A 25,923-nucleotide genomic window follows, 5' to 3' on the forward strand; every position below is an offset into this window, starting at 1 on the left:
GGGGCCGTCGAGCGGGAGTGGGTCGATCGACGTGGTGCCGCCGGAGCTGTGCTGAACCCTATATCGCGATGCGGCCCCCAGCCTGTTCACCGTGCCGGGCTAGAATTTTCTTCGAGATCGGCACCGCCGACGATTTTCTTAGTTGGGCTTTCCGGCTCCGGGCGCCGACGCCATCATTGCAGCGCCGGCTATGCCACGGTCACCGTGCCCAGACATATGTGCTCGGCCCTTTGGACCCTGATCGACAACATCCTGATTCGCTGCTCCTTCTGCTGATCAGCTTTGAGGTGCTGATTGTGCGGTTTGATCCGCCAGCGTTGATACTGGGCGCTGCCGCGATCGAAGCGGAAGGACAGCGCCTGCCAGCGGCAAAACGACCGCCTGCGCAAGATCAGTTTGAGGGAAGGAGATGGAAATTATTGGTGCGCAGCGAGCGCGGCAAAGCTGCGCAGGTGATCGTGGCTGGAAAGCGTCGCTACAAAGGCGGTGCGTTTGTCAGTTTGGAAGCCGACACGCGTCCGGCAGACGACGGTGATCTCGCTGGCTGACTGCGGCGCGGGATTATTATTGAACGACGGCAGGAAGTAGGCTCGGTGCTACGCCGTGCGTCCAGGACTCGGGTTGGAGTGGACTATGGTTCGGGGTCACGATAGGAGATCTGCGCAGCCTCCAACCTCCAGCGCTTTCCGCATGTTGGGCAGGGTAGAACAGCTGCGGCAACGTCCGCTACTGCCGATCAGCCGATCTGATGATCGTCTATGGCGGCGGTGTCGATCCGATGATGGATAGGGAAGATAGATCAACAAAATCAAATATTTATGAGGGTTCGTGTGCAAATACTGCACACGCAAGTTCCGCTTCTCTTCTTTTTTCGTTCCTACGAGGGAGCTGCTTTTCGGACCCTCTTTTGCCGACGATATCTATCCGCTCCAATGCGAATGCTCACCAGGATGTCCGTGAACCTGATTGTTGTCTGCGGCGTCCAGTTTGCGTCGTTTGCGTCGTCCAGTTTGCCTGGGGAACCTGGATTCGAACCAGGACTACTCTAACAGAGTCAGAGACAGATTTTACCGTCCCTAGCAAAATTCGCCTCGTGTTGCAGTCGTGTTGCAATCTCCCGCTACAACAGCACGCGGGCCTCGATCTCGGCAACTGCCGTCTGATCGGCGGCATCTTCTTCGAACAAATCGCCGTTGTCGAACGTCACCGTGATCGAGCTATGCCCCATAATGGTCTGGACACGCTTCGGCGATAGCTTCTGTTCGATGAACAGGCTGGCCGCTGCATGACGCAGGCCATGGAAGTCGTACTTGGCGATTTTGAGAGGATCGCCTTCGGGATCGAGCCTTGTGGGGTGGAGCCGGAATATGCCGGCACCGACGAGCATCGGCGTCCAGACGCGCGCAAGGATGTTGTGATGGTCGAGCGGCGTTCCTTCGTCGGAGGGGAACACCAAGCCATCGGGACCGTTCGCAATGGCCAGGCGCTGCTGCTTCAGGGCGTTGATTGCCATGGGCGCCAGCGGCACGTCGCGCTCGCGGCCGAAGTCTTCGGAAGCCCGAAATCACCCCATGCGTCCACGCGGCCTTTCACCGTGAGGACGCCGCGCTTCAGGTCGGCGGCGTTCCATCTGAGGCACGCAGTTCGGAGGCGCGCAAGCCGCTAAATAGCGCCGTGACTATCAGGGCGCGGTGCTTGCCTTGGGCGGCGTCCAGTAACGTCCGCAACTCGGGTTTGGTCGGATCTCGGGCCGCTTCAACTTTCGCCGATCGTTCGTCTTCACCTTGGCGTTCGACAGCGGATTGTCGCCGCCAAGCCACGCCGCCTTGCTTCAACGAAGATCGCGCCGAGCGAACGCACAACGCGCTTGACCATGGCAAGCGATCGATCCTTCGCCAGTTCGTCAGCGAAGGCGTGGGCGTGCGGCGTGTTGAACTGCGAGAGCTTTCTGGCGCCGATCAGCGGCACGATGTGGATGTTGACGTGTTGGGCGTAGGCATCGCGCGTAGAGCGCTCCAAGCCTTCGGCGTCGCATCTTTCCAGCCACAGCTTCGATGCCTCTTTGATCGTGATCGAGGTGCTGTCTACGACATGAACGCCGAGCTGCAGGTCACGTCGCACCTTTACCAGATAGGCGTCGGCATCCTTGCGCTTGTCGAACTGCTTGGCGCGGCGATTGCCGCCGGCATCGAAGTAGTCTGCCAGCCACCGAACTCACCGGAGGGCAGGGTGCGCTTGCGGACCTGAGCCATTCCTATTCCTCGCGGTACTTTGGATGCCGTTGCGTGGTGTGGGAGCGAGCTTGCCAGACCGGATAGCATTCCGCCTCTTTCGCCAACTCTCTATCATTTCTTTCCGCGACGCTCCGATGGCGTCGAAAACCTCTTGGCCAATGGGGACGTCTCCGGAGGCGTATTCATTCGCAAGCTTGATTGCTTCGCCCAAATTTGATTGTGGGCGAATGGCGCAAGTTCAACCAAAAGATTGAACAGGTTATCCAGACCAGAACATTAGCGCCGACTAACGGTTAATGTCGGCAGTGTCCCGAATCATGATTGGCTGGAGCGATGGCGGTACCGGCGTTCGATCTTGTCTATTTTTCCCGCCTGAGGCGACCTGCTGGGCAGCGTCATTTCGTTGCTGGCGTGTTTGGTGCTCTACAACGCTTTGGCTACGGACGCCCGAACCGATAGGTCGGGTCTAACCCGCGATCGCGATTCCAAAGCCAAGGCCCAGGCCAATTGCGACGTCAAGGAACAGCTTGCCGGCCATGTCGATGCGAAGGCGCATACAGGGCGCCATGCGTCTGTGCGGGCGCTCTGAGGCCGTTGCCGATGTCATCGAAGATCGTTTCCATCGGTCGAGTCTCCGAATCTGTGAATCCCCTGTTTGATCCGTCAAAGTCTAACGATCAGGGAAGCGCCATGGAAAGCACGTGCAGTAACGGTTGATTCAACCATTGCTGGAGTGTGGGGTGGGTGGCGGCTCCGACAGCTCGGGGGTGGAACTGAGTGCCGAAGCCGCCTGCGCAGCCAAGGTTGGGGTTTGACCGCGCCGTCCTATTCTGGGACAGCGCGGTCAACGATTCGTTAAAATGATCCGGACCTAATTAAGTCGGTGCTAATTGCGCCCTTCGGCCTTTTTGCGTCAGCCGGGAACATCCTCGCTCCGAGGCTGTTCGGTCACACCCGGCTCGCGTTCTCAGCGGTCCTGCCGGTGACCAAGATGGCCCCTCACTCATCATGGTCGGCCCGCGCTCGGAAGCAGGCGCGGGCCATCCCTGAACAAGCCCGGCGTCTCCAGATGTCAGCGCCCTGGCGCGAGCCGGACTGCATAACGATTGCGGATGTGGCTGTTAAAATAGACGCCCTTGGCAAAGGCAGCTTTGAACGCAGCAACGGCCTCAGCAGGTACGTCCAAAAACTCGTAATGCTTCCCGCTCGCTACAAACCAAACCGAGAGAACCCTAGTGTTGGGGTCATAGTCGAACTTGCGTATCGAGGTCGACGGCATGGTATGCCATTCAAAAAACTCAGCTAGCCGAGTTGGCTAAAACTGTATTCGAATATGTGGCCGCGCTTTTCGTCGGCAACCCTGATCCAGATGGGCTCGCTGGTGCGCAGAGTGATGTCGCGATCCGTCGCTTCCCGCGCCGCCCTGATCGGCGTTGTCGCATGGACGATGTGGGTAGCCGTCACGGTATCGCCGTCCATTTCCTCAACGTGGTATTTCGGCACTTTTGGTCCTAAGCGTCCAGTTCGAGCGGCTCGTGCTCCGGATCGGCATGATAAGTGACCTGGCGAAAATCGCGCATGTCGATCTGTTGACCGCAAACAGGGCAAGGGAGGAAATGCGCGAGTTCGCTCGCGGGCGGGCCTTTATGTCGGTGCCCGACTAGTGGTCTGCCGAGATCAGATAGCCTGGTCATTGTTTCCGCAGCGCCTTGGCTACCCGCTCCAAAGTCTCGCGTTGGTTGCCGTGCTTCGCGATCAGCTCTTTGACCTGCTGGGGTGTGATGCCGGTCTTTGTTGCGAAATATTCAACTTCATAATCCTCATCGGCCGAGACCCGGTCCCGATCGCGGAAGTCCCGCTTGCTCTTGTCGTCGGCCATATCGATTCCTCCTTCGCTCATCCCGCAACGCCGAGTTGACGAGTTTGTTGCACCCAAGAGGCTGATTTCCAGTTTCGGAACTATTTTAGCTTAATCTTATTGAATCGCCGGAGGGCGGATCAGTGCATGCGTTTGAAGTTCATCGAGCCGTTGATGCCGACCCTTGTGGAGAACCCTCCCGAGGGTGAAGGCTGGACCCACGAGGTCAAGTTCGACGGCTACCGATCGCAGATGATCATCGATGAAGACGGCACACGCATTTATACGCGCAACGGCCACGACTGGACGGCGAAATATCGCGACCTGGTGAGAGAGGCCAAGCGCCTTGGTGCCGAAAGCGCCATTGTCGACGGCGAGATCCTCGTTCTGAACGACAAGGGCCTTTCGGACTTCGCAGCGCTGCGCAAAGCCATTACCCGCCGGCAGCACGACTTGTATTTTGTTGCCTTTGATCTGCTTCATCTTAACGGCCACGATCTGCGCGATATGGCGCTAGAGGAGCGGCGCGAGATCCTGGCCGGCATGATCGAGCCCGGCGGGCGTATTCAGTTCAGCGAGCCCTTGCCGGGCGAAGCGAAGGCCATCTTTCACTTGCTCGACAAGGCCGGACTTGAAGGCATTGGTGTCGAAGCGGAAGGACAGCAAATACCGAAGCGGTCCGTCGACCAACTGGCTGAAGGCCAAGTGGTATGCGATCGACGAGTTCGATCTGCTCGGCGTCGAGCGTGAAGCGGGCAAGCCGGCTTTCGCTCTGATGGCTGAGCGCGGCACCGGGCGCTATGTCGGAAGCGCATTCGTCACCTTGAACCGGGAAATTGCGCGAGAGGCTATGGAAACGCGTCCAGGAGCACTCAGGCACGACGCCCAAGGGCATCGTGAAGCGGCCGGCCACGCAATGGGTCAAGCCGAGGCTGATCGGCCGCGTGAAGCATCTGCGCGGCGAGGATGACCTGCGGCTTGCATGGCTGCAGGATTTCCGCGAGGATGAGGATCAATAGGAATTTGCTTTTTTGGCGGAACTGAGGGTTTGATTCCGCGTTCCTGCAGACTTAAGTTCCTATCTTGGGTAGGACCTTAGTCTGATTCGATGATTTCAAGAAACCTTGCCGCCAGTGCCAAAACCGTCTCCGCCTTTCTCAACTTGATGGGAAATGAGAAGCGGCTTTTGATCATGAACCACCTGGCCGGCGGCGAACTTTCGGCCGGTGTCCTCGCCGAGAAAGTTCAACTCAGCCAGTCGGCTTTGTCGCAGCATCTTGCCAAGCTCCGCGCCTTCGGCCTTGTCGGCACCCGACGCGACGGTCAAGTAATCTACTACTACTGCTCATCCGGCGCAGCGCGCGAATTGCTAGCCATGCTGGACGGCTTCCTGATGACCGGACGACCGCTCGCGGGGCCAGGTCCGCACTACGTCGCCCATAGACTTCGCCGGCTGCGAATGGCCTGAGAAGGCAAATCTAAGACCTAAACGGGGGCGACCCGAACCAGGTGGATCGCTAAGTTCGATGGACCTAACGGGGCACGAGCGGCCCGCGCCAGCCTAAAGCACAGCACGGGCCTCAACCGTCGACATCGGTTGGCAGCGGGAGACGCTGCAACCACCCAACTCACCCGCCTGACGCCTGTTCCCCGGACAGACAAAAAGCCCGCCGCCTATGCGTTTTGCGCGCAATTAGTTCGCGCAGTTCACTGGCGCTAGTTGACCATCTCGCGCAGCGGCTTTTTTCGCCTCGGCAGTACATAGGGCGGCCCAGCAGCTTGTTGCGGGGGGGCGCTAACGGGCGGCCACTGGGCCTGACCGGTGATACTTAGCGCCGGCTGGCAAACATATGGGCACTGCTACCAATGCCCACGAAACATACAAACGAAGGAAGGACGCGATCTAACCCACGATCGCCATTCCAAAGCCAACACCAAGGCCGACTGCGAGGCCCAGGAACAGCGTGGCGGCAACATCGAAGGCGAAGGCGCGGACGGGCGCCACAAGTCCGGCGGGGCTCCCTGAGGCCTGGCCGGTATCATCGGAAACCGTGTCCATGCCTTCATAGAAACGCCCGCACTGTGAATCCCCCTGGAACATTGTAGGCTCGAAACACTTGGGGCGATCGCACTGTTCCCATATCAGTGTCTCCCAAAACTGCCCACTACCTGAACGGTGGTGGGCTTTTTTGTACATTAGCGGAACCTGAAATTTGGGGGCATGTTGATAGAACGGCAGCGAGTGGGTGTTCGCTGCTGGTCGAGGTCCCGCAAGACTCGGCCGGGCTCGCATCACACCTGCCCCGGTACGGTGCGAGCCCACCGTCGCGACCAAGCGAGATCCCGTGTGTCGGTCTCTATTTGATACTCGGGGACGGCGGTTCATCATCACGATGGTTTATGGCACGTTGTTCGACATGCCGAGCGCCGGGCTCGGGCTGCAGCAAGTGCTGGTCGATAGCGGCGGCCTTGAACGCCGCAAATGCTACGGCCGGACTGCAGCTTCCATCCTTGGCCTCCGCGATCAATCGGCACGCATCCCTATAGGCCGCCGCACCCTTATTTGGCCACTGCCCCTGGAGCGCTTGCTCGGCCTCACAAATAGAGGAAACCGTCATTGATTTCCGGTCTACCAGCTTAACGAATAGCGGTAAAAAGGTGCCCATGGGCACAACCTCCCCGTCTTTAGTGCGCCGAACGCAACAAGAGCTTTTTGGTTTCCATGCCTATTTGATTTTTGACCCCATTTCAGCACAAGCCAATTGAATCGACGGATTGGGACGACCCAGCCATAGGGAATTGGCTTTCTAAAATTGTATGGAACCGTAGCGAGAACCGCACATTTCCTAATCTGAGCGGTCGATTCTTCGGATGTAGCCGTGACTATGGAAACCCGCTGTTGCGCGCGGATGGCGGGTTTTCTTGGCGTTGATCCGCTACCGGTAAGAGAGGCTAAGTCCCATGAAAGACCGGTGGGAACCTGACCACCAGTTCATTGAAAGCGCCCGCCGTGGCCAGCGCCGAGCGGAGAGCCAGCTGGAATCCCTACAATCGACCATCCAAGAGACACGCCGCGTACTAGAGGCTTCACGGAAGCTCCTTGGAAAAGATTGCCGAACGCAAAGACCATCCCCAGCCATAAGGGAATGGCCGGTGCAGTTGGGCAAGCTTGTGGGGGGCTTAACTGCACCGGCCACTGCGGGAAGACAGGAAGCCCCGCGCTGCCGAAGATATATGCGTATTAGGAACCGAGCGAATTATCTCGCAATGCCATCTTGAAGGCTCAACCGCGAAGCCAACTTAGTTCCGAGAGAATGGGCGGATTGGTGAACGCAATGTCGCACCCGGTAGCAGTGAGCATCTTTGGGCTTTGGACCTTGCCGACCTGCGCAAGGCGTTTGGAAAGTTCGCTCAAGAGCACGGGACAACGCCTCTTGAGCGGAACGAGCACACCAAGCTGTTCCTTGAAGAACGAAGGGAACGCTGCCAGGAACCGGACCCTACGGGCATTAGGACAATCATTCAGATCGTCAAGAGATGGAAGCCGAGGGCGACGAAGCCGCCGTCGAGCGCCCCTGAGAAATAGCCATTTTGCCGTATGAATCCGTTTTTGATTGAAGGGAGGGTTTCGACGCCTATAAAGATTGTGGTTACCATTGCCTTTTGGGAGGATGCGATGGTTGCAACGCCCATAGATATCGCTCAAGCGGCCACTGCGACTACCGCCACCTTGCTAAAGTGGCAGAAGTCCATGGAGGAACGCGCCACGTGCCAGAACATGGATCAATCGCGCAGGGCGATCCAAGCCTCTCGCGAACTGCTGAAGCGCCTTCGTCAACATCATCGCGATGACATGGCGCAAAGTTGGGAAGATGCCGACCCATCGTCGGCAGCTAGCGCGAGGCGACCAGAGCCGATGTGAAGGGAAAAGTTTCAGTGGCCTGTGCTTTGGGTCGGCTGTGCCGTTAGGCTTTGTCAACAAGCCGCGTTTTCCCCTTCGGCGCCACATAGCTCTCAACCAGCCGCACATACTCGGCGTCCACAGTCACCAATGGCCGGAGGCTCACGGTCACCTTGTCTCCATCGACGCGCGTGACCGTGCCGGTGACCTCCATATTCTGGCCGATCACGGCTTTCAAAGTCGAATCGACAACCGAATGCGGGAAGTTATAGGACGGGATCGTCACGCTTACGCGATCGGGCGTCACCCGGCCGCGCACAACCGCAGTGACGGCGACCTCATCGCCAACTTTGATATTGCCTCGAGCCATGTGCAAGACTCTGGGGTGGGCGGCTGCGGCGTCAAGATGAGAGGTTGCTAATAAACGAGCACACGCGGCATGAAGTTTCTCGACAAGTGGGTGGCCAAGCAGCTGCCCATTGTGGCGCTGGGGGATCCGATCACCATCGGTGACTTGAAAGATCAGTTGATGACAGCTGCCGAGAAGGCCGGCATCGGCGCCGACGAAATCAACGGCGAGGTTGAAACCGTCTTTGAACTGCTTGTGGAGGTGATGCGGCGGCGAGAGGTGCGCGAGGCTGGGCATTAGCCCGGAGGCTTCTCCCAAAGCCTGTGCCGGTCCTGTCCCGTTCCATTTTATGAACTGCGTCTTCCTGCCGGTGATGGTCTCGATCGACTTCAACAAGGGCCGCTGGACCTCACGAAGAGCTTTGTAGTGCTCGCTGTGGTACGCCAGGAGCGGCCGACGATGCTCTTGTGCAGCGCCTCGGCTGCCGCCAGGAAGCGGTCAATTTCCGCCTGTGAAAGCTGTTCGGAAGGTTTGGTTCTGGCCATTGGCGATCTCAGGTCATGGAGCTTCGCCGCAACAAGGACTATAATCCTACATGCCGAGCCGGCTCGCAAGCGCGTCGCTGGCTTACCCGGAAGGAAGAGGTAGGGCCACGGCGCCAAGCGCAGCCATCAGGAGCAACCACCCGAGCAACGGCAGGCCCGGCGACCTCCTTTGGACACACACACAGGGAACGAAAAGAAGGGCGCCGAGCCTTACCGGCGCTGCTTTGTGAGGGAGACGACGCCGGATGAGATGAGAGTATGCGATCATGCCAATCTCCGCGAACCATGCGAATGAACGAAAGCCGTGTGACAGCGCGGTTGAGACCAAGGTAGGCGGTGCGATCAGCTACGGTGCTGAAGGGCGGGTGCGGCTTCAGTCGCAATCTCTGCCGGTGGAGTTATAGCCGGACTTGATGACGCGCTCTGATCTTGTGATTTCATCCCGCAAGTTTGGCAGAGCCGATTTTCTGTTATGACTTCAGACGACAATAGTCGTGCCCAGCGTGTGATCGCGGATTTGGCCAGGGCGCAGACGTCATCAATACCCGCTTACGGCCGCTACGACCTCGGCGACAATGCCGCCCGGATCAGTGGGGTTCCTCGCCGAACTGCACCACGATGTAGTGGGGCAGGTGGGTGCGGCGCCGGCTGAGTGAAGGGTGATGCCAGGCACCGTTGCGGGCGTTGGCGCCGCTTGCGCTGGCGGTTCTCTAGGTGACGGCGGCGTGCCGCCGGAAGCCGCGTCGGCGCCGCTCTGGCCATAACCCATTCTTCAAACAGTTCCATCTTGCGTGCAGAGTGCGGTGATCTGGCTGACGAGCACCAGGCAGCGGCATCGGGACAGCGAACGGTGCCACCGACGTCCGGTACGGTCCGGTGCACTAGCCTGGCAGCTCGCGCACAAGGGCCAATGATGAATCGGCCGTCGTTGGTGAAAATCCAACAGAAGCATGCTACCAGCCAAATAGAAATAGCTAGAACCGCATGCGCCGGCCGACAGTTCCTTCAGGTCCGGCGAAGCTAAAGCAGCTGATTCGTTGCGTCAGGGGAGCTGGCGCGGCCAAGTATTCTAGTTGGATCTCATTGCCAGACGGCTCGCAAGCACCTCAAGTTCATCAAGCGTCAACTCAATCTGGTACCGGTATTGCGAACCGCTTGCATAAATGCCGCCGGCATCTATCGACATGATGACCGCCCCCGTTTCGGATCTGATATCGGCATCGCCCAACGGTCGATGGAAAATCGTTCGAGAAACACCTTCTCGTTTAGCAGGTCCCACTAGGATGCGCATTGCCTACCTCGCCCTGTTGCTTCGCCAACCAGGAAGCAGCGCCCTCGCGCCACGACAAAGCTTTAGAAGCAATTGCGGTGCCAAACCAAGGGTGTCCCAATATGAGCCAAAGATAGACGGCGCCATTCGGCGTTGGGGGACTGCGGCTTGGCTTCCGCTATCGCACGCAGCTCAACAAGACCGACGCGTCGGCGTCGCCAAAATCCTGCGCACTTGCTGGTCCCGCTGGGGCTATATCAAGTCGGAAAGGTGCAACCGAACGCACCTGCTGCTAACGCACCGGCGAAGCTGAAAGCCAAGCTGCTCTATCTGGAGAACGCCGTCCGCCACTCGTTAAAGTCGTTCGGCATCCGCATGGGGCAAGGTCGGAGGCGGCGCCTTCGCGCAGGCGGTGCGCAGGCTGCGGCCGAGTTGATAGACGACATGCTCACCGGCCCGCGCGCGCTGTGGCGACAGTACTGCCGGCTGCATGATCTGGTCATGAGGACCGTCGCGCGCTGCGAGGCATGCTGGCGCTTTATGGCGATCCGCGGCGTCAGCCCGGTGACGGCAACTTCTTCATGACAGCGATCGAGGACCCGACGCGCATTCGTCCCTCAGGCGACTCGCCGCCTACTTCGGCCTAGTCTCGCGGCCCAGGCACTCGGGCGCTTCGATCGATGTTCGAGGTCCCTATCTCAAAGGCTGGCGACGCCGACGTGCGGCGCGCGCTCTCCGAGGCGGGTGTCGGGACGGATGACGCGCTTCAAGGCAAGGACAAGATCAAGAGCTGGGGCCTGGAGATCGGCAACGCTCTTGCCATCGCTAGGCCTGCGATAGCGCGCAAGCTGGCTGCGTTCATTTACGCCATGTGGAGCGACTGCACATTCTACGTCGCGATGGGCGGCGGGTGAGGGTGACGCCGCGGGGCGCGCCCATGTCAAGGATCGCACGCTTCTGCCATGTAGGGGCAAGCCTACCAGGAAAGATTTCGTCGTCGCGCGAGCGGTTCGTCAGGTCACCTGCCCGCGTGTGGCTCGCCACCAGTCGACCAGGCGGGTGAGGCCCTCATCGAGGTCGATGCTCGCCTTGAAGCCCAGCATCTTTTCCGCCTTGCACGTGTCGGCAAGGCGCCGCGAGACGGGGTTCACTTTGCGCTCGGGCCCGTACTCCGGCTGAAGGTCGGAGTCCATCACGCGCAGGAGTGAGGCGGCCAGTTCGTTCAGGCTGGTCTCCACGCCGCTGGCGACGTTGAACACATCGTCCTCCACGTCAGAAAGCAGGGACAGGATGTTCGCTCGGGCGATGTCCTCGATATAGACGAAGTCCATGGTGGTGGAACCGTCGCCGAGAATCAGCGGCGGCTGGCCGGCGTCGATGCGGTCCATCCAGCGGATTAGAACCTCGGTATACTTACCATGCACGTCCATGCGCGGGCCGTACACGTTAAAATAGCGCAAAGCCACGTAGGGAAGGCCGTACATGTCATTGAACGAGCGCAACAGGCCTTCCAGCATGACCTTGCTGGCGCCGTACCAGGTGCGGTTGTTGTACGGGTGGTGGCTCTCTTCTGTCGGGAAGAGGTCGGCCAGGCCGTAGACCGAGGCCGAGGAGGCCGCGCAGATCTTCTTCACGCCCTTAGCCTGGGCGGCCTCAATGACGTTGTAGCTGCCGTCGCACATGACGCCCAGGGCTTCGCGCGGCTCGGCGGCGCAGGCGATGACCCTCAGGGTTGCCATGTGGATGACGGCGTCCATGCCGTCGGTGGCCCTGTGGACAGTTGCCACGTCGCGAATGTCGCCTTCGACGAGTTCGATGCGCGGGTCTTGCAGGGCGTCCTTGACGTTTTGCAGGCTGCCGCGGACCAGGTTGTCGAGGATCACTATCTTTTCCGGCGCGTGCTCCTTAAGCAGCAGGTCGATGGTGGTCGAGCCGACCAGACCGCAGCCGCCGGTCACCAGGATGCGAGAGCCTTCAAGTTTCATCGTATTCCCTGTCATCGGTTCGAGGCGTGTTTCCGGTTGAGTGGGGCCCGCTCAACGCTTGCTTGCAATTCGATGACCGCGGCCACGACCGCGTCCTGCTGCTGCTCCGTCAACTCCGGGAACATAGGTAGGGAGAGAACCTCGGCGGCGGCCTTTTCGGCGTGCGGGAACTGGCCCTGCTTGTAGCCGAGATCGGCGTAGGCGGGCAGCAGGTGAACCGGAATGGGATAGTGGATACCCGACTGGATGCCTTGAGCGTTCAGCGCCTCCCCCCAGCGCGCGCGGTCGGGCGTACGCACGGCGTAGATGTGGTAGACGTGGCGCACATCGTCGCGGACGAACGGGGTCGACAGGCCGATGCCGGCGAACATGGCGTCATAGCGGGCGGCCGTGGCGCGTCGCTGCTCGGTCCATCGGTCCAGATGTTTGAGCTTCACACGCAGGACAGCGCCCTGGAGGCCTTCCAGGCGATAATTATAGCCTTTGACTTCGTGATGGTACTTCCGCTCGGCGCCCCAGTCTCGCAGCATGCGAACCGCACGGTTGTGGTCGGCGATGTTGGTCGTCAGCATCCCGCCCTCGCCATAGGCGCCGAGGTTCTTGCCGGGATAGAAGCTGAAAGCTGCCATGTCGCCGATGGCCCCGACGCGCTTGCCCTTGTATTCCGCGCCGTGGGCCTGGCAAGCGTCCTCCAGCACCATCAGGCCGTGCTTCCGGGCGATGGCCATGATCGGATCCATGTCGGCGGGCTGGCCGTAGAGGTGGATCGGGATGATCGCCTTGGTGGCCGGCGTGACCGCGGCTTCGATCTGGGCCGGGTCGATGGTGTAGGTCGCAGGATCGATATCGACGAGCACGGGGGTCGCGCCTGTGTAGTAAATGGCCGCAACCGTCGCCACGAAGGTGAAGGGGGAGGTGATCACCTCGTCGCCCGGTCCAATCCCGGCGGCCAGCAGGCCCAGGTGCAGGGCGCTGGTGCCGGTATTGACGCCGACGCCGAAGGCCGCTTGCGAATAGGCGGCGAATTCCTTTTCGAATTCAGCGACGTCAGCGCCCAGGGTAAACTGACAGCTCTCCAAAGTGCGCTGAATGGCGGCATCTACCTCGAGCTTGATCGTGGTGTACTGGGCTTTCAGATCTACGAACGGGATCATATTAGGCTGCATCTTTGCGTCGCAGGTGCACGGTTTCGCCACGCCCGCGCATGGAACTGGTGGCGGCTTCGATGATCTCCACCACGCGCAGGCCAAGCCGGCCATCTGCGATGGGAACCCTCTTTTCGACGATGCAGTCGATCCACTCCTGGCCGGCGATACGCAGGGCCTCGGTGGAGTCGAGCTTGGGCGCCCACATGTCGCCCGTCCGGTAGCCGACGCGCATCTCGTGGATCTTGGCCGGGTCGTCGGTGAAGGAGACGCCCTTGTCGTAAACCTTGACCTTCTCGGACGGCTCCAGATCGTCGTAGGTGATCATCTTGTTGGAGCCGCCGACCAGTATGTTACGCACCTTCACCGGAGCTAGCCAACTCACGTTGATGTGCGCCATCATGCCAGAGTCGTAAAACAGCGAAATGTAGGCCAAATTTTCCGGGGTGCCGGGGAAGTGGTTGATACCGCTGGCCGAAACGGCGGTCGGATGTTCTTCGAACAGACGGTCGATGATCGCGAAGTCGTGGACCGCCAGGTCGGATATGACGTTTACGTCCCTCTGAAAGAGGCCCAGGTTCACCCGGGTGGCGTCGTAATAATAGATCTGGCCGAGGTCGCCGGCGGCGACGATGTCGCGCATCTTCCGGACTGCACCGGTATAGATGAAGGTGTGATCGACAATCAGGGTCAACCCGCGCTTGTCCGCTTCATTAACCAGCATCCTGGCCTGTAGCGAGGTTTCGGTCATAGGCTTCTCGAGCCAGAGATGCTTGCCGGCCTTCAGCGCAGACATGCCCAGTTCGAAGTGGCTATTGACCGGCGTCGCCACGGCGATGGCGTCGATCTCGGGATCTTGGAACAGGGCCTGGACGTCCCTGGTGGACTGCACACCCGGATAGCGACGGTTCACCAACTCGCGCTTCTTGGGGTCCAGGTCGGCGACCACGCGGACCCGGGCATCGGGGATCTCCATGAAGTTGCGCAGGAGGTTCGGCCCCCAATAGCCGTAACCGATGATGCCGATATTGATCATATTGACTACCCTTCACTCCGCCCCCGCCCACCGGAGTCTTGGAGGCTTGTTGGAGCCTGTCGTTGGTTGAGAAGGGATGCGCCGATCGCTCAATGCCGTGCCACCTCGACCTCTTCACAATGCAGTTTGAAGCTGCGAAGCGGTGCGGTCACTATGGCCGTTGGGTCATCAAGACCCCCTCAGGATCATCCAGCCAGGCGAGGGCAGGGCGCCGGATCTACCTCAAATGATCTCTCCGAATACACCAAAGGATCGCAATTCGGTGTACGAAGCCGTGCCGAGAGGGGCCGAGGGGGGTCAGCCAGTCTTTGCGGTCCTTACGTCTCCGACCACACGGGCTGGCACGCCGGCAGCGATGGCGAAGTCGGGGATGTCACGGGTGACGACGGCGCCAGCGCCGATCAGGGCCCGTTCTCCGATGGTCACGCCCGGGGTGATGGTGACGTTGGAGCCGATGGAGGCGCCCTTCTTGACCAGGGTCGGCTCAATTTTCCAGTCGGCTTCATTCTGCGCGCTCCCGTCCGGGTTGGTGGCTCGGGGAAGACGGTCGTTGGTGAACATCACCCCATGGCCGATGAAGACCTCGTCCTTGATGGTTACGCCCTCGCAGATGAAGGTGTGCGAGGAGATCTTGCAGCGCTCGCCGACTGAGGAATTCTTCTGGATTTCGACGAAAGCGCCGATGCGCGAGCCGTTACCGACCTCGCAGCCGTAGAGGTTCACCATACTGGGGTGGTGGATGACGACCTCGCCACGCAGCACCACACTGTCCGAAATAGGCATCGCTTCCCCCTGGAACTGTCTGTCACGTGCCATCGCCTGCAAATCGGATATGATCCTTGGTGCGCCGCTGAAGCGATAGCAGCGGTCGGCTACAGTTCTATGTAACCTGCTTTGTCGCTTGGCAAGCCTTCACCACTAGGTATAACAAGTTCTAGGGCAGGCCGCGACCGTGGGGGGAAGGATGCCGGAGACGATGCGATTTGAAGCCGTGCGCTCCGATTCCGAGGTGGCGCGTATGCGTCACAACTATGAAGAGTTTCAAAGCCTTCGGTGTGAGGCGGAGCGCTGTCTGGAGGCTGACGACCTCAACTCCGCGGCGGCCTATGTAGAGGCGGCGGTCACGCTTGCACGCAAGCGGCATTGCGGCTTTTATCGGTCCGAGCCGCTTGAGCAAATCCTGATCGAGATCGCGCGACGGACACTCGCCCCGAAGGCCGAAACTGCGCGACCGACGCGAACGAAGATCGGCCGCGTGCTGCATGTGGCCACCGCCTTGAGCGAAGTCGGCGGCTTGACGCGGATGATGCGCCGCTGGATCGTCGCCGACGAGAGCCGTCATCACTCCCTGGCCCTGTTGCGCCATCCGGGGAAGCCGCCGGCCTCGGTGCGCCAGGCCGTGGAGGCTCGTGGCGGACATATCCACGTAATCGGCGCAACACGCGGCGGACCGGTGGAATGGGCCAGCGCGCTCCGCAAGTTGTCGCTCAATTTCGACCTGGTCGTCCTGCACGTCAGCAACGAGGACCCGACGCCCAGTATAGCCTTCGCCGACGAGCGCAACCGACCGCCCGTGGTGCTGGTCAACCATGCCGACCATGCCTTCTGGGTCGGGCTCTGTGTGTGCGACCTGATCGCCAGTTCGCGCGTCTCGGGCGAGCGTCTGGTGGTGGAACGGCGTGGGATCTCGGCTAAGCGTCACGCCATCCTGCCGATCCAAATCGATCCGCCGATCCGCAAGCACAGCCGGGCCGAGGCGCGCCAGAAGCTCGGCATCCCGGTCGACGGACCGCTTCTGGTTTCGGTCGCGCGCGGCGTGAAATACCGGACGATGGGCGGGGTGTCGTTCGCCGACATGCATGTCGAGGCACTGCTGGCCCGATCCGATGCGCGGTTGTTGGTCGTCGGGCCGGGCGAGCCGGCCGATTGGCAAGACGCCATAGCGGCGACCGGCGGGCGGATCATTGGGCGGCCGGAGACGCCCGATCCTTCGCTCAGCTTCGAGGCGGCGGACATCTATCTCGACTCTTACCCCTTTGTATCGATTACCTCGATGCTGGAAGCCGGCGGGCTGGGCGCGCCCTGCGCGACGCTGTTTCCCTATCCGTTGGATGCTAACGTCATGAGCACCGATATGCCTGGGCTGGCGCCTACCATTGGCTTCGCCACCTCGATGGCGGAGTATAACCGCATCCTGGCGGACTGGCTCGCCGACCCGCAGGCGCTGCGTCGGCGGGGCGATGAGACGGCGGCCAATGTCAAGCGGCTGCACACCACGCCGAATTGGATCGAAAGCCTGGAGGTTCTCTACGCCAGAGCCGTCGCGATCCCGCCAGTCACACCGCTGCGTGGGAATGGCGCGCCCGCGAACGAGGAATTCTACGAAGGATATCCCGACATCCTGCTCAACGAGGTGTTCGGCGAGTTCGACAGCGCCGAGGCGATCCTGAAGCGTTCCCTGCGCCTGATGGCGCTGCCGGAGCGGCTACGGGTATGGCGGCGCCTGGCGCGGACCAAGAGCTTCGACGGGCCTTGGGACGCAGTCCGCAACCTGCTTCCCGAATGGCTGCCGCGGTCGGCGAGCCGGCTGAGGGGCGACAGCTGGATGTGAGTTTTAACGGCATGGTTTGCCCGGCGTCCCTTCGTCGGGCGCGTCTGCGACGCGAGATCGATCTTCAGATGCGACCCGCACACCTTATTCCCAGTACCCCTATAGCCTGAAGGGCTGTCAGTCAGGCAGCCATCGCGAATTACACTTTTGATTTAGCAGGCTGACAAAAACATACCGGGATACCCTTTTTGACTCTGGTCTGTTCAGCACCTCATTCTGATACGTTCGACGGAACAGAGCCTGTTGAGGCCTTGCTTTCCTTCTGGTGAGGATTGCGTTTGACGGGATGGGTATGGGTGCCTCGGGTTTCGACATGGTGGCGTTGGCGTCAGAAGTCATACTTGCCATGGGGCCTGCAATTCGACACCGACAGAAAGAACTGAGGCGAAGGTGAATATGATTGGGCGACCGCCGAAGATTCTGAAGCGGGCTGTCCGCGCCTTCGGTGTCGAAAGGCGTCATCTGGTCGGCGCACGCATGGTCCTCGAACGAGAGGGCATGTCCGTCCTTGGCCGACGCGTAAGCCGTTCGGGCGGCCGTATCCTGGCCTACCACTCGGTCGGCCAGCCGCTGATGGATCACAACGACGTGCCGCCGAAGCTGTTCCGTCGCCAGTTGGAGTGGGCCGCGGCGCGAGGCTACCGGTTCGTCCCGGCCTCGAAGATCGCTCGGACGGGGGGCGACCCGATGGACCTTGCCATCACCTTCGACGACGGTCTGCGCAGCGTGATGACCGAGGCCGCGTCAATCCTGAAAGACTTCGCGGTTCCCTGGAGCCTTTTCGTCGTCACCGACTGGAGCGAAGGCGGGTCTCCCTGGCCGACCGACGAGGTTCTAGGCTGGCGCGATCTGGAGCGCCTGGCCGCCGACGGCGCCGAAATCGGCAGCCACTCCGCAAGCCATCCCGATTTTGGACAGCTGGACGGCGCCGCCGCCCGTGAGGAATTGGACCGCTCGCGCACTATGATCGAGGCCCGGCTCGGCTTTGCGCCGACCTCGTTCGCAATTCCGCTCGGCCAATCGACCAACTGGACCCCGATCGCCATGCGGGAGGCCAAGGCAGCAGGTTATGAGCTGGTGTACGCCCAGGCAGAGGAGACGCGTTCGGCTGGCACCATCGCGCGGACCTTCATCACGCGCTTCGACAACATGCGGGTATTTTCGGCGGCCCTGGCGGGCGTCTTTGATCGGTGGGAGGAATGGGGGTGAGTCAGGCGCGCATCGTCTCGGTAGTCGTCCCGACCCGCGACCGTCCGCAGTACCTGGACCAGTCGCTGGCGAGCATTCGCGCGCTCGAAGGCCCGGATCTGACGTTTGAGATCCTTGTTGGCGACAACGGCTCCAACCACGACGCCACCGGCGCAGTGACACAGGCCCATGGCGCGCAGCACCTCATCGTGACGACCGCGGGCGCTGGCGCCGCGCGCAACGCCGCGATGCAAGCGGCCTCGGGGGAGTTCCTGGCGTTCCTGGACGACGACGACGTGTGGACCGAGCAACATGTGCGGCCGCATTTGCAACTCTTCGATCGCCAGCCGGAGGTGGAGGCGGTCTTCGGTCAGGTTGTGATGGCCGATCCTAGTCTGCGGCCGATCGCGCCTCCCATCCCCAATGACGTGCGCCCCGACGGCGATCATCTGAAGATGATGCTGGACGGCTACTTCCCGCAGATCGGCGCCACGATGGCGCGTATCGCGGTACGCGACGCCTACGGTTATTTCGACGAGACCCTGCTGGCCGACCAGGACTGGGACTGGCATATGCGCGTCGCCAGCGGTGGGCATGTGGAGCATGTGGCCGTGCCATGCGTCTTGTTCCGCCAGCGTCCGTCGGGATCCTACGACGCCTTGGTCCTGAGCCGGATTCCCTATACGCGCAGGGTGTTTATGCGGCACGCCATACCCGTCTGGCGCAAGTGGCGCTCACCGAAGGAGTGGCTGCATTCCTATTTCGCCACGCTCTTGGGATTCTACACCTATTTCGCCGATGCGGCGGTGGAGCGGGCGGCCAAGGGGGATGCGAAGGGCGTGCGGTTCGCGGTGCGTCATGCGCTGCTGGTGTTTCCGTTCCGGGCGGTTAGGCAGCTCGTGAGGCCGACGCCGTTGCGCGCGGCGTTCTTCTGGTCGATCGGCCTAGGCGCGCGCCCGCCGGCCGTCGAGGACGCGGCGCTGGACTGAACGCGCGTGGAGCTTAAGGATCGGATGGGCATGCACGACGCCAAGGACGCGCCGAAGATCAGCACAGGTGCCCCGGCCATTAGCATCGTCATCGCCACACACAACCGCAGCCACGAGGTCCTCGAAAACGTCGACGCCCTGCTGCCGCAATGCGTCGGCCAGGCGGTGGAGGTCATCGTCATCGACAGCGCCTCGGCGCCAGCGCACGCCGATGTGCTGGAGACCCTGAAGGCGCGCCCGGGACTGAGCTTCATACGGCTCGACGAGCCCGGCGTTGCCCGGGCCCGTAACGCGGGTTTCGAGGCAGGCAAAGGCGATTGGATTGCATTGCTGGACGATGACGCGGTGCCGCGGCCCGGCTGGGTACAAGCGGCGATCACCTACGCGGCCCGCTGTGACGCCCAGACCGCCATCCTGGCGGGGCGGGTGGTCGCACACTGGCCCGACGACGCCAGCAGTCTTGAAATACCGCCGAGCCAGCTCGGACCGCGAGCGCGCTTGTTGTTGTCGGTGGTCGATGAGGACGGCTTCCGCGACACGACCGATCATCCCATCGGCGTCGGCGCCAACTTGTTGTTCCGCCGCAGCGCGCTTCAAGCTCATGGTGGGTTCGACGTAAAGACCGGTCGGGTCGGCTCGAACCTAGCCAGCGGGGAAGAGGCCCAGATGATGACCGATCTGATTGGAGCAGGTTATCGCTGTTGGTACGCGGATGCCTTCGTCGTGGACCACAAGGTCGATGCTGGCCGTCTTACGCGCGCGTGGCTCACAGAGCGCGCGCGCAAGGAAGGCGAGGTGGAACTGAGGGGTTTGAAAACGCCAGGCCAGAAGATCGCGCGAGCAATCAAGATGATCGTCGCCACCCCGGTGCTGGCCGCGTTCCAGATGCTCGACCGGCCCGAACGCGAATATTACCTGCGCCTGAACCACAACATTGGTCTGCTGCGGAAGCTGTTCGGTCTGGCAAGCTGAGGGGGGGGCTCAGGCGATGGCCGGCGCGGCTTTCGGTGTCGCCCGATGGGCCCAGGCCATGATTGGTCGTTCAAAGAATCGCCAGGAGACGGTCGCCAAGCCGATGGTCAACACAAGTTCGATGGGGGCCGAGATCCAGTCCGGCGCTTCGAATGCGACGCCGAACTTCCGGGCCGCTGCCTCGACGTTGTAGAAATGAATGAACTCGTGGAAAACGTAACAGCCGTAGCTTATGCGTCCCAGGTTGCGCAGGGGCCTTGTGTCCAGAAGGGCGACGAAACGCGAGGCCTGGTTCCTCGCGATCTGGAAGACCAGAAGCGCGGCTGTAGCCGCGACTGCCGGCGCATAGACGCGCCAGACGATCTCGTCCTTGAGGACTGTCAGGGGCAAGATGAGAAGCGCCAGGGCGGCGATGCTCTGGGCCGCCGTGGAAACCAGCCATGCCGGTACCCGCCGGTCGAGGTTCAGTCCTGCCAGACCACCCAAGGCGAGATAGCCAAAGCCGATCATGGGATTCAAGCCGATGACCTTGGACGATGCTCCGGCCCATTCGAGGCCCGCCTGAGTGATGAGACCCACAACCACGAAAGCAACGCAGATCTGACCGGCGGCCTTGCTGTGGGTGAACAGCAGCAAGGGTGCAAACAGCACATAGAATTGCTCTTCGATCGCCAGCGTCCAGAAGTGGTTGAAATGGCCTACCCAGTGGCCGGTCGTGAACACATAGATGTTCGTGGCGTAGAGCAGCATGGCCTGGGGCGCGCCGCCTTCGAAGCCATCGAAGTGAACGTACAGCGAGGCGATCAGGAAAACGCCGATCGTCGCGTAATAGACGGGGAATATCCTGGCCGTGCGTCGAAGATAGAATCGCCCCAGACCCGCAAGCGTTGTCGTCTCGCCAGCCTCGACTGCCACCCGCGTGCGAGCCAGGATACGGGTGATCAAGAGGCCGCTGAGCCCGAAGAAGAGCATCACCCCGTCGCCGCCAAGGGATCCATACGTCCCTTGATGAAACTTGTGGCTAATGAATACGAAGACGAAGGCGATCGCGCGCAAGCCATCAAAACCCTTGATGCGGCGTTCGTCGTCGAGTCGCATTGGTCGTAGCTCCGCCCGCTTCTACGTGGCTCTTTGCCGGCCAGGGGACAAGGCAGCGGTTGCGCTGCTGGCCTCGGTGCCCTCCCGCGCCGTCAATCTGGCGCCCAACCGCAGAAGCGGCCGCTCGAAGAAGTGCCAGGAGAGCGTCGCCAGCGCGATGGTGATGAAAAGCTCCAGGGCCAGTTGAACGTTAGCCGGCGCGTCGATCTCCAGATGCAGCTTATGGAGCACCGCCGTGAGGTCGTAGAAATGGACGAACTGGTGCAGGATATAGAAGGCATAGCTCACCCGGCCGAGCGAGCGCAGCGGCCACAGGTTGAGGAAAGCCACGACCGGGGTCTGTTGGTTACGGGCGATCTGGAATAGGAACAAACCGGCCACAGTGCAGGTCAGCGGTCCGAAGACGTTCCATGCGTCCCGGAAATATCCGAAGACCAGCGGGATCGCGATCAACGCCAGGCCAGCCGCCGCCTGGGATTGCGCACTCACCAGCCATGCGGGCGGCTTGAAGTTTTTCAATGAGGCGAGAAAGCCGCCGACGCCGAGCATGCCGAAGGCGATCAGCGGATCGACGTGAATGGCGTTCGGGTGGGTGTTCACCGATACGAGCCAAGCCAGCCTTGCCGCGCCGGCGAGCATGAAGCCGATGCAAATCCGAAGCAGGTATTTGCGCGGGGTGAACAGCAGGATCGGCGCCAGGAGCAGGTAGAACTGCTCCTCCGCCGACAGCGACCAGAGGTGACCGAAATGACCGTGGGCCCCGGTCGGCGTCATCTCGATATAGATGTTGGTGCCATAGAGGGCGTAGATCGTCGCTTCCACGCGCGAGAAGCCGACGAATGAGGTGAACAGCGAACCCAGTGCGAAAACACCGAGACAGGCGTAATAAAGTGGGAAAATGCGCAGGCTGCGGCGCAGATAGAAGTCACCCATCGACCGCCAGGTCGACTGGACCCCCGCTTCGACCTTTGCGCGCATCTCCGACAGTATCGAGGAGATGAGCATGCCGCTTAGCACGAGAAAGAGCCAGACGCCGACGGAACCATAGGAATCGTGGTGCGGCAGGGTCGTTTTGTGGCTGATGAAGACCATCAGGACGGCGATCGCGCGCACGCCGTCGAAGCCGGCGATACGATCTTCCGCCGGCCGGGCGACGGCCTTGGCCGACCGGACGGCGAAAATCGCGCCTTGATCAATGGTTGCCATGGGTCAATACTCGAGCCGATGCTCCGCAACCGAGACATGGTTCGGCCCCGGGGGCCGTCAGACTTTCTTGGTTATAAACGCCTAACTCTTTGTCACATCAATTCGGCCAGAAGGCGTAGGCTCTGAGCGTGACGGTGCAGGCGTACGTCTCGCCAAATTGAGATCCTGAAAAATGTTGTTTGCGCGCCGGTCGTCTATAGGTGGGTTACTCGTCTCTTCCAGACGATGGATCAATGAAAAGAAGCGTAACGATAACATTTCTCGCAGGCCGAGCTTATCTCGCAGCACAACATACGCTTCGGCTTGACTGGACGCTAAGCTGCATTGTCGCACTGCCACAACTGGTGATTTAGGGTAGATGAATTTGCTGTAGGCCACCCGCCGGAAATCCCTATATTGAATTCAATATTTAAGCGTTAGCGTATATTATCGAATGGCGGGTGCGACACATTTTGGAGTTTCCCCGCCGAAAATGTCGGGCCACACATTGCTTGCCCCATTGCAATGGGGCCGGAAGGTTGTTTCAGAGCCTGTCCGCTGACCGAAAGCGGTATCCGTATGGTAGGAACCCAACTGTCCCAATACATCAGGCACGCCGGCCGTCGGTATCTGCATCCCACAATAGGACAAGGTGAGCCACCGGCTTTGTCGTGATACGACCACTGCAACTTCTCGCACCGAGTAGGTCTTTCGTTCTGAGGATCTGACATGATTCCGATCATCAAGCCCACCATGGATCTGGCCGAGGCCGAGGCGGCGCGCCGCGTCATCCTGTCCGGCTGGGTCACGCAAGGCCCCGAGGTGGCGGCCTTCGAGACGGAATTCGCCACCTTCACGGGCGCGCCGCACGCTGCGGCCGTCTCGAACTGCACCACGGCCCTGCACCTGGCCTTGCTGGCGGCGGGGGTGAAGCCCGGCGACGAGGTGGTCACGGTCAGTCACTCCTACATCGCCACAGCCAATTCGGTGGCCTATTGTGGCGCGATCCCCGTCTTCGTCGACATCGATCCGACCACCTACAACATTGATCCGGCTCTGATCCAGCACGCGTTTTCGGCCAAAACCAGCGCGATCCTGGTGGTCCACCAAATGGGCTTGCCCTGCGACATGGCTGCTGTGGTCGACATCGCCAAGGCTAGGGGCTTGCCCCTAATCGAGGACGCGGCCTGCGCCAGCGGCAGCGAGATCTTCTGGAACGGTCGATGGGAGAAGGTCGGCAAGGCGCACGGCGACGTGGCCTGCTTCTCCTTCCACCCACGCAAGATTATGAGCACCGGCGATGGCGGTATGCTGACCACCAAGCACGCTGACTGGGTCGCCAAATTCAAGTCGTTGCGCCAGCACGGCATGAGCGTGCCCGACACGGTCCGCCACGGCTCGACCCAGGTGATCTTCGAGACGCACCCAGTGCTCGGCTACAACTATCGCATGACCGACATCCAGGCCGCTGTCGGCCGCGAGCAGCTCAAGCGCCTGCCCGGCATCGTGGCCCGCCGCCGCGCGCTTGCCGCCCGCTACGCCGAATTGCTCGGCGAGGCGCAATGGCTGGGCCTGGTGCGCGAGCCGGCCTACGCGCGCACCAACTGGCAGAGCTTCTGTGTCCGTCTGCCGGACTCCGCCGACCAGCGCACTGTCATGCAGGCTATGCTGGATGCCGATATCGCCACCCGCCGCGGTATCATGTGCGCTCACCGCGAGGACGTCTATGCCTCCCGGCCCCTGCGCATGTCCTTGCTGGAATCGGAGGCAGCCCAGGATCATACCATCGTCCTTCCCCTCTATCCCCAGATGACCGATGAGGATCAACAGAAGGTCGCCTCGACCCTGATCAAGGCTACCCGGGTTCAAAATCCAAGGCCCATGACTCCAATTCTGGAATTCAAGCGAGATGTGATGGAGGTCCCACATCGGGGCCGGTCTGTGCGAAAGTGAGAGATAGGAATGGCGAGCATCCGGCGCGCGGTGGTCGCGGTCTATTTCGAGAAGTACGCCACCCTCATCCTGAATTTGGCGACGCTGTATGTTTCGTCGCGGTTTTTGACACCCAACGAAATCGGTGCTGCCTTCCTTGGCGCCAGCCTCGTCGCGCTCGCCGAGGGTATGCGGGACTTCGGCGTCACCAACTACATCGTCAACGCCGAAAAACTCTCGAAGGGGGAAATACGCACTGCCTTCACCTTGATGCTGGCGGTCGCCGTCGTCCTTACGACCGCCTTCGTCGCGACGGCGGGCCTCTATGCCGCCTTCGCCCACGAACCGCGTCTGGAGAACTTTGTCCGCACCGTGGCATTCGGCTATCTGTTCTCCAGCATCGGTTCGCCGATCGTGGCTCTGCTTCGCCGCGACCTGAAGTTCTGGAGTATCGCGGCCATCAACCTGGGCTCCGCTCTCGTCGGCAACATCACCACAACTGGCCTGGTGATGATGGGCTTCGGCTATATGAGCTTCGCCTGGGGCTCGCTTAGCTATCCGCTCTCCACCTTTGTCTTTGCCGTCCTCATGCGCCCGGACCTGTCCATCTTCCGGATCGAGCTCACAAAATGGCGCGAGATTCTGGCGTTCGGCGGCTTGAACACCGCGACCGGCCTTCTGACCACCCTCGGGGAGGTCATTCCAACCTTCATGCTGGGGCGGGCCAGCGGCAGCACCGATGTAGGTCTCTACAGCCGAGCCCAACAGGTCACACAGATGCCCAGCCGCCTAGTCATATCGGCTATCTCCGCGGTGGCCCTGCCAGGGTTCGCCGCCCATGCGCGCACGGGGCGTCCCCTCAAGGCCCCCTATCTCAAAGCCGCCGCCAGCCTGACCGCATTCCACTGGCCGGGCCTGGCGATGGTCATCCTCTTCGCCTATCCCCTGGTGCACACCCTACTGGGACCAGGATGGGAGACCTCCATCCCGCTGGTGCAAGTGATAGCGGCCGCCACCATGCTCTGCTTCCCCGTCCCCCTTATGTTTCCGGCCTTGGTAGCCGTCGGCGGCATCCGAGACACGGCCAAGGCCTGGATCATTTCCCTGCCGATCACCAGCCTGATCATGATCCTGGCGGCCCAGCATGGCCCATTTATGCTAGCGCTCTCGATCTTCGCCACCACGCCGATCCAGGTGGGCGTCGGCCTCTGGTTCCTGATGCGGCGGCTGAAATTGAGCGTCGGCGAATATCTGCGCGCCCTACTGCCCAGCGCCGTCGCCACCCTCGCGACGGCGCTGGGCCCGCTCGTCGTCATCGGACTGAACGGCCTCGACATGAACCTGTCGGTCTTACAGACTGTCCTGGGCGGCGGGCTTGGCGCAGTGTTCTGGTTCCTGGCCATGGGCTGGACCCGTCATCCGTTTGCCGCCGAACTGGCTTATCTGCTGGGCAGGATCCAGGCCTTGGCGCCTGTGCGCCTGCGCGCGCCCTTTGCCCACCTCCGGCGCTTCCTGGGTGAGGACACCGAACAGGGGCAGGCGCCTGCGCCGGCCGACGCGAACACCGGCGGACCGCTTCTTCGAAGGATTGCCTGGATGGCAGACAAGCACTGACTGCAGGGGGA

General features: G+C 61.2%; 25 protein-coding genes and 1 pseudogene. 12 read left to right on the top strand and 14 right to left on the bottom strand.

Annotated features, from left to right (window positions below; all coding sequences use genetic code 11):
- Positions 1 to 230: 230 nt before the first annotated feature.
- Complete coding sequence (locus tag AC3EMP_RS18135; protein WP_352843115.1) at positions 231 to 548, top strand: hypothetical protein; 318 nt, start codon at positions 231 to 233, stop codon at positions 546 to 548.
- A 572-nt stretch (positions 549 to 1,120) separates the two neighbouring features.
- On the opposite strand, the gene AC3EMP_RS18140 is transcribed toward AC3EMP_RS18135, so the two are convergent.
- The 5 genes from AC3EMP_RS18140 to AC3EMP_RS18160 all read right to left on the bottom strand — a co-directional run bounded on the left by AC3EMP_RS18140 (position 1,121) and on the right by AC3EMP_RS18160 (position 4,113).
- A complete protein-coding gene (locus AC3EMP_RS18140) occupies positions 1,121 to 1,528 on the bottom strand; it encodes a tyrosine-type recombinase/integrase (RefSeq protein ID WP_023697385.1) in 408 nt (135 codons plus the stop codon).
- Between the two features lie 251 nt (positions 1,529 to 1,779).
- Positions 1,780 to 2,121 carry a tyrosine-type recombinase/integrase gene (locus AC3EMP_RS18145; RefSeq protein ID WP_352712445.1) on the bottom strand — a complete coding sequence of 114 codons (342 nt, stop codon included), beginning with the start codon at positions 2,119 to 2,121 and terminating at the stop codon, positions 1,780 to 1,782.
- Positions 2,122 to 3,306: 1,185 nt separating this feature from the next.
- Positions 3,307 to 3,513 carry a KTSC domain-containing protein gene (locus AC3EMP_RS18150; protein ID WP_023697380.1) on the bottom strand — a complete coding sequence of 69 codons (207 nt, stop codon included), beginning with the start codon at positions 3,511 to 3,513 and terminating at the stop codon, positions 3,307 to 3,309.
- Positions 3,514 to 3,536: 23 nt separating this feature from the next.
- Complete coding sequence (locus AC3EMP_RS18155; RefSeq protein WP_155923316.1) at positions 3,537 to 3,737, bottom strand: hypothetical protein; 201 nt, start codon at positions 3,735 to 3,737, stop codon at positions 3,537 to 3,539.
- A gap of 187 nt (positions 3,738 to 3,924) precedes the next feature.
- On the bottom strand, positions 3,925 to 4,113 hold the full coding sequence (locus AC3EMP_RS18160; RefSeq protein WP_023708231.1) for a DUF3606 domain-containing protein: 189 nt from the start codon (positions 4,111 to 4,113) through the stop codon (positions 3,925 to 3,927).
- 126 nt (positions 4,114 to 4,239) lie between these two features.
- Here AC3EMP_RS18160 and AC3EMP_RS18165 point away from each other — a divergent pair.
- A pseudogene (locus tag AC3EMP_RS18165) lies at positions 4,240 to 5,111 on the top strand (ATP-dependent DNA ligase).
- Between the two features lie 89 nt (positions 5,112 to 5,200).
- Positions 5,201 to 5,560, top strand: a complete 360-nt coding sequence (locus AC3EMP_RS18170) for an ArsR/SmtB family transcription factor (RefSeq protein WP_023697377.1) — start codon at positions 5,201 to 5,203, stop codon at positions 5,558 to 5,560.
- 435 nt (positions 5,561 to 5,995) lie between these two features.
- On the opposite strand, the gene AC3EMP_RS18175 is transcribed toward AC3EMP_RS18170, so the two are convergent.
- The 3 genes from AC3EMP_RS18175 to AC3EMP_RS18185 form a co-directional block, all read right to left on the bottom strand.
- A complete protein-coding gene (locus AC3EMP_RS18175) occupies positions 5,996 to 6,193 on the bottom strand; it encodes a hypothetical protein (protein WP_023715452.1) in 198 nt (65 codons plus the stop codon).
- A gap of 256 nt (positions 6,194 to 6,449) precedes the next feature.
- Positions 6,450 to 6,758, bottom strand: coding sequence for a DUF982 domain-containing protein (locus AC3EMP_RS18180; protein ID WP_023715453.1), 309 nt, complete (start codon positions 6,756 to 6,758; stop codon positions 6,450 to 6,452).
- 1,299 nt (positions 6,759 to 8,057) lie between these two features.
- A complete protein-coding gene (locus tag AC3EMP_RS18185) occupies positions 8,058 to 8,363 on the bottom strand; it encodes a hypothetical protein (protein ID WP_023697371.1) in 306 nt (101 codons plus the stop codon).
- A gap of 69 nt (positions 8,364 to 8,432) precedes the next feature.
- Between AC3EMP_RS18185 and AC3EMP_RS18190 the strand changes: the two genes are divergently transcribed.
- The 3 genes from AC3EMP_RS18190 (at position 8,433) to AC3EMP_RS18200 (ending at position 11,071) form a co-directional block, all read left to right on the top strand.
- Positions 8,433 to 8,642, top strand: coding sequence for a DUF768 domain-containing protein (locus AC3EMP_RS18190; RefSeq protein ID WP_023697370.1), 210 nt, complete (start codon positions 8,433 to 8,435; stop codon positions 8,640 to 8,642).
- Between the two features lie 1,785 nt (positions 8,643 to 10,427).
- Positions 10,428 to 10,742, top strand: coding sequence for a hypothetical protein (locus tag AC3EMP_RS18195; protein ID WP_196813647.1), 315 nt, complete (start codon positions 10,428 to 10,430; stop codon positions 10,740 to 10,742).
- A 95-nt stretch (positions 10,743 to 10,837) separates the two neighbouring features.
- Positions 10,838 to 11,071: a hypothetical protein gene (locus AC3EMP_RS18200; protein WP_023697367.1), complete on the top strand. Its 234-nt coding sequence runs from the start codon at positions 10,838 to 10,840 to the stop codon at positions 11,069 to 11,071.
- Between the two features lie 99 nt (positions 11,072 to 11,170).
- Here the strand turns inward: AC3EMP_RS18200 and AC3EMP_RS18205 are convergent, their stop codons facing one another.
- From AC3EMP_RS18205 to AC3EMP_RS18220, 4 genes are all read right to left on the bottom strand, one after another.
- A complete protein-coding gene (locus tag AC3EMP_RS18205) occupies positions 11,171 to 12,142 on the bottom strand; it encodes an NAD-dependent epimerase/dehydratase family protein (protein ID WP_352713508.1) in 972 nt (323 codons plus the stop codon).
- A gap of 11 nt (positions 12,143 to 12,153) precedes the next feature.
- Complete coding sequence (locus AC3EMP_RS18210; protein ID WP_023715456.1) at positions 12,154 to 13,296, bottom strand: DegT/DnrJ/EryC1/StrS family aminotransferase; 1,143 nt, start codon at positions 13,294 to 13,296, stop codon at positions 12,154 to 12,156.
- A gap of 1 nt (position 13,297) precedes the next feature.
- Positions 13,298 to 14,323 (bottom strand): Gfo/Idh/MocA family protein, encoded by a 1,026-nt coding sequence (locus AC3EMP_RS18215; protein ID WP_023697364.1) that lies wholly within the window; start codon positions 14,321 to 14,323, stop codon positions 13,298 to 13,300.
- Positions 14,324 to 14,620: 297 nt separating this feature from the next.
- On the bottom strand, positions 14,621 to 15,106 hold the full coding sequence (locus AC3EMP_RS18220) for an acyltransferase (RefSeq protein WP_023697363.1): 486 nt from the start codon (positions 15,104 to 15,106) through the stop codon (positions 14,621 to 14,623).
- Between the two features lie 193 nt (positions 15,107 to 15,299).
- On the opposite strand from AC3EMP_RS18220, the gene AC3EMP_RS18225 reads away from it, so the two are divergent.
- From AC3EMP_RS18225 to AC3EMP_RS18240, 4 genes are all read left to right on the top strand, one after another.
- Entirely contained in the window at positions 15,300 to 16,934 is a 1,635-nt protein-coding gene (locus tag AC3EMP_RS18225; RefSeq protein WP_031201966.1) for a glycosyltransferase family protein, read from the top strand.
- Between the two features lie 396 nt (positions 16,935 to 17,330).
- A complete protein-coding gene (locus AC3EMP_RS18230) occupies positions 17,331 to 18,143 on the top strand; it encodes a polysaccharide deacetylase family protein (protein ID WP_023697361.1) in 813 nt (270 codons plus the stop codon).
- The gene (locus tag AC3EMP_RS18235; protein WP_196813648.1) at positions 18,140 to 19,111 is read left to right on the top strand and encodes a glycosyltransferase family 2 protein; all 972 of its coding nucleotides are present in this window, start codon (positions 18,140 to 18,142) and stop codon (positions 19,109 to 19,111) included. Before AC3EMP_RS18230 ends, AC3EMP_RS18235 begins: the two co-directional genes overlap by 4 nt.
- A gap of 30 nt (positions 19,112 to 19,141) precedes the next feature.
- Positions 19,142 to 20,083, top strand: a complete 942-nt coding sequence (locus AC3EMP_RS18240; RefSeq protein WP_196814964.1) for a glycosyltransferase family 2 protein — start codon at positions 19,142 to 19,144, stop codon at positions 20,081 to 20,083.
- Positions 20,084 to 20,092: 9 nt separating this feature from the next.
- Here the strand turns inward: AC3EMP_RS18240 and AC3EMP_RS18245 are convergent, their stop codons facing one another.
- Complete coding sequence (locus tag AC3EMP_RS18245; RefSeq protein ID WP_023697358.1) at positions 20,093 to 21,181, bottom strand: acyltransferase family protein; 1,089 nt, start codon at positions 21,179 to 21,181, stop codon at positions 20,093 to 20,095.
- A gap of 21 nt (positions 21,182 to 21,202) precedes the next feature.
- Positions 21,203 to 22,387 (bottom strand): acyltransferase family protein, encoded by a 1,185-nt coding sequence (locus tag AC3EMP_RS18250; RefSeq protein WP_023715458.1) that lies wholly within the window; start codon positions 22,385 to 22,387, stop codon positions 21,203 to 21,205.
- 708 nt (positions 22,388 to 23,095) lie between these two features.
- Between AC3EMP_RS18250 and AC3EMP_RS18255 the strand changes: the two genes are divergently transcribed.
- Together AC3EMP_RS18255 and AC3EMP_RS18260 are read left to right on the top strand one after the other, a co-directional pair.
- Positions 23,096 to 24,319 carry a DegT/DnrJ/EryC1/StrS family aminotransferase gene (locus AC3EMP_RS18255; protein WP_023833445.1) on the top strand — a complete coding sequence of 408 codons (1,224 nt, stop codon included), beginning with the start codon at positions 23,096 to 23,098 and terminating at the stop codon, positions 24,317 to 24,319.
- A gap of 9 nt (positions 24,320 to 24,328) precedes the next feature.
- On the top strand, positions 24,329 to 25,912 hold the full coding sequence (locus AC3EMP_RS18260) for an oligosaccharide flippase family protein (RefSeq protein WP_488494640.1): 1,584 nt from the start codon (positions 24,329 to 24,331) through the stop codon (positions 25,910 to 25,912).
- Positions 25,913 to 25,923: the final 11 nt, after the last annotated feature.

The organism is Mesorhizobium sp. P160219 (genome assembly GCF_057786095.1).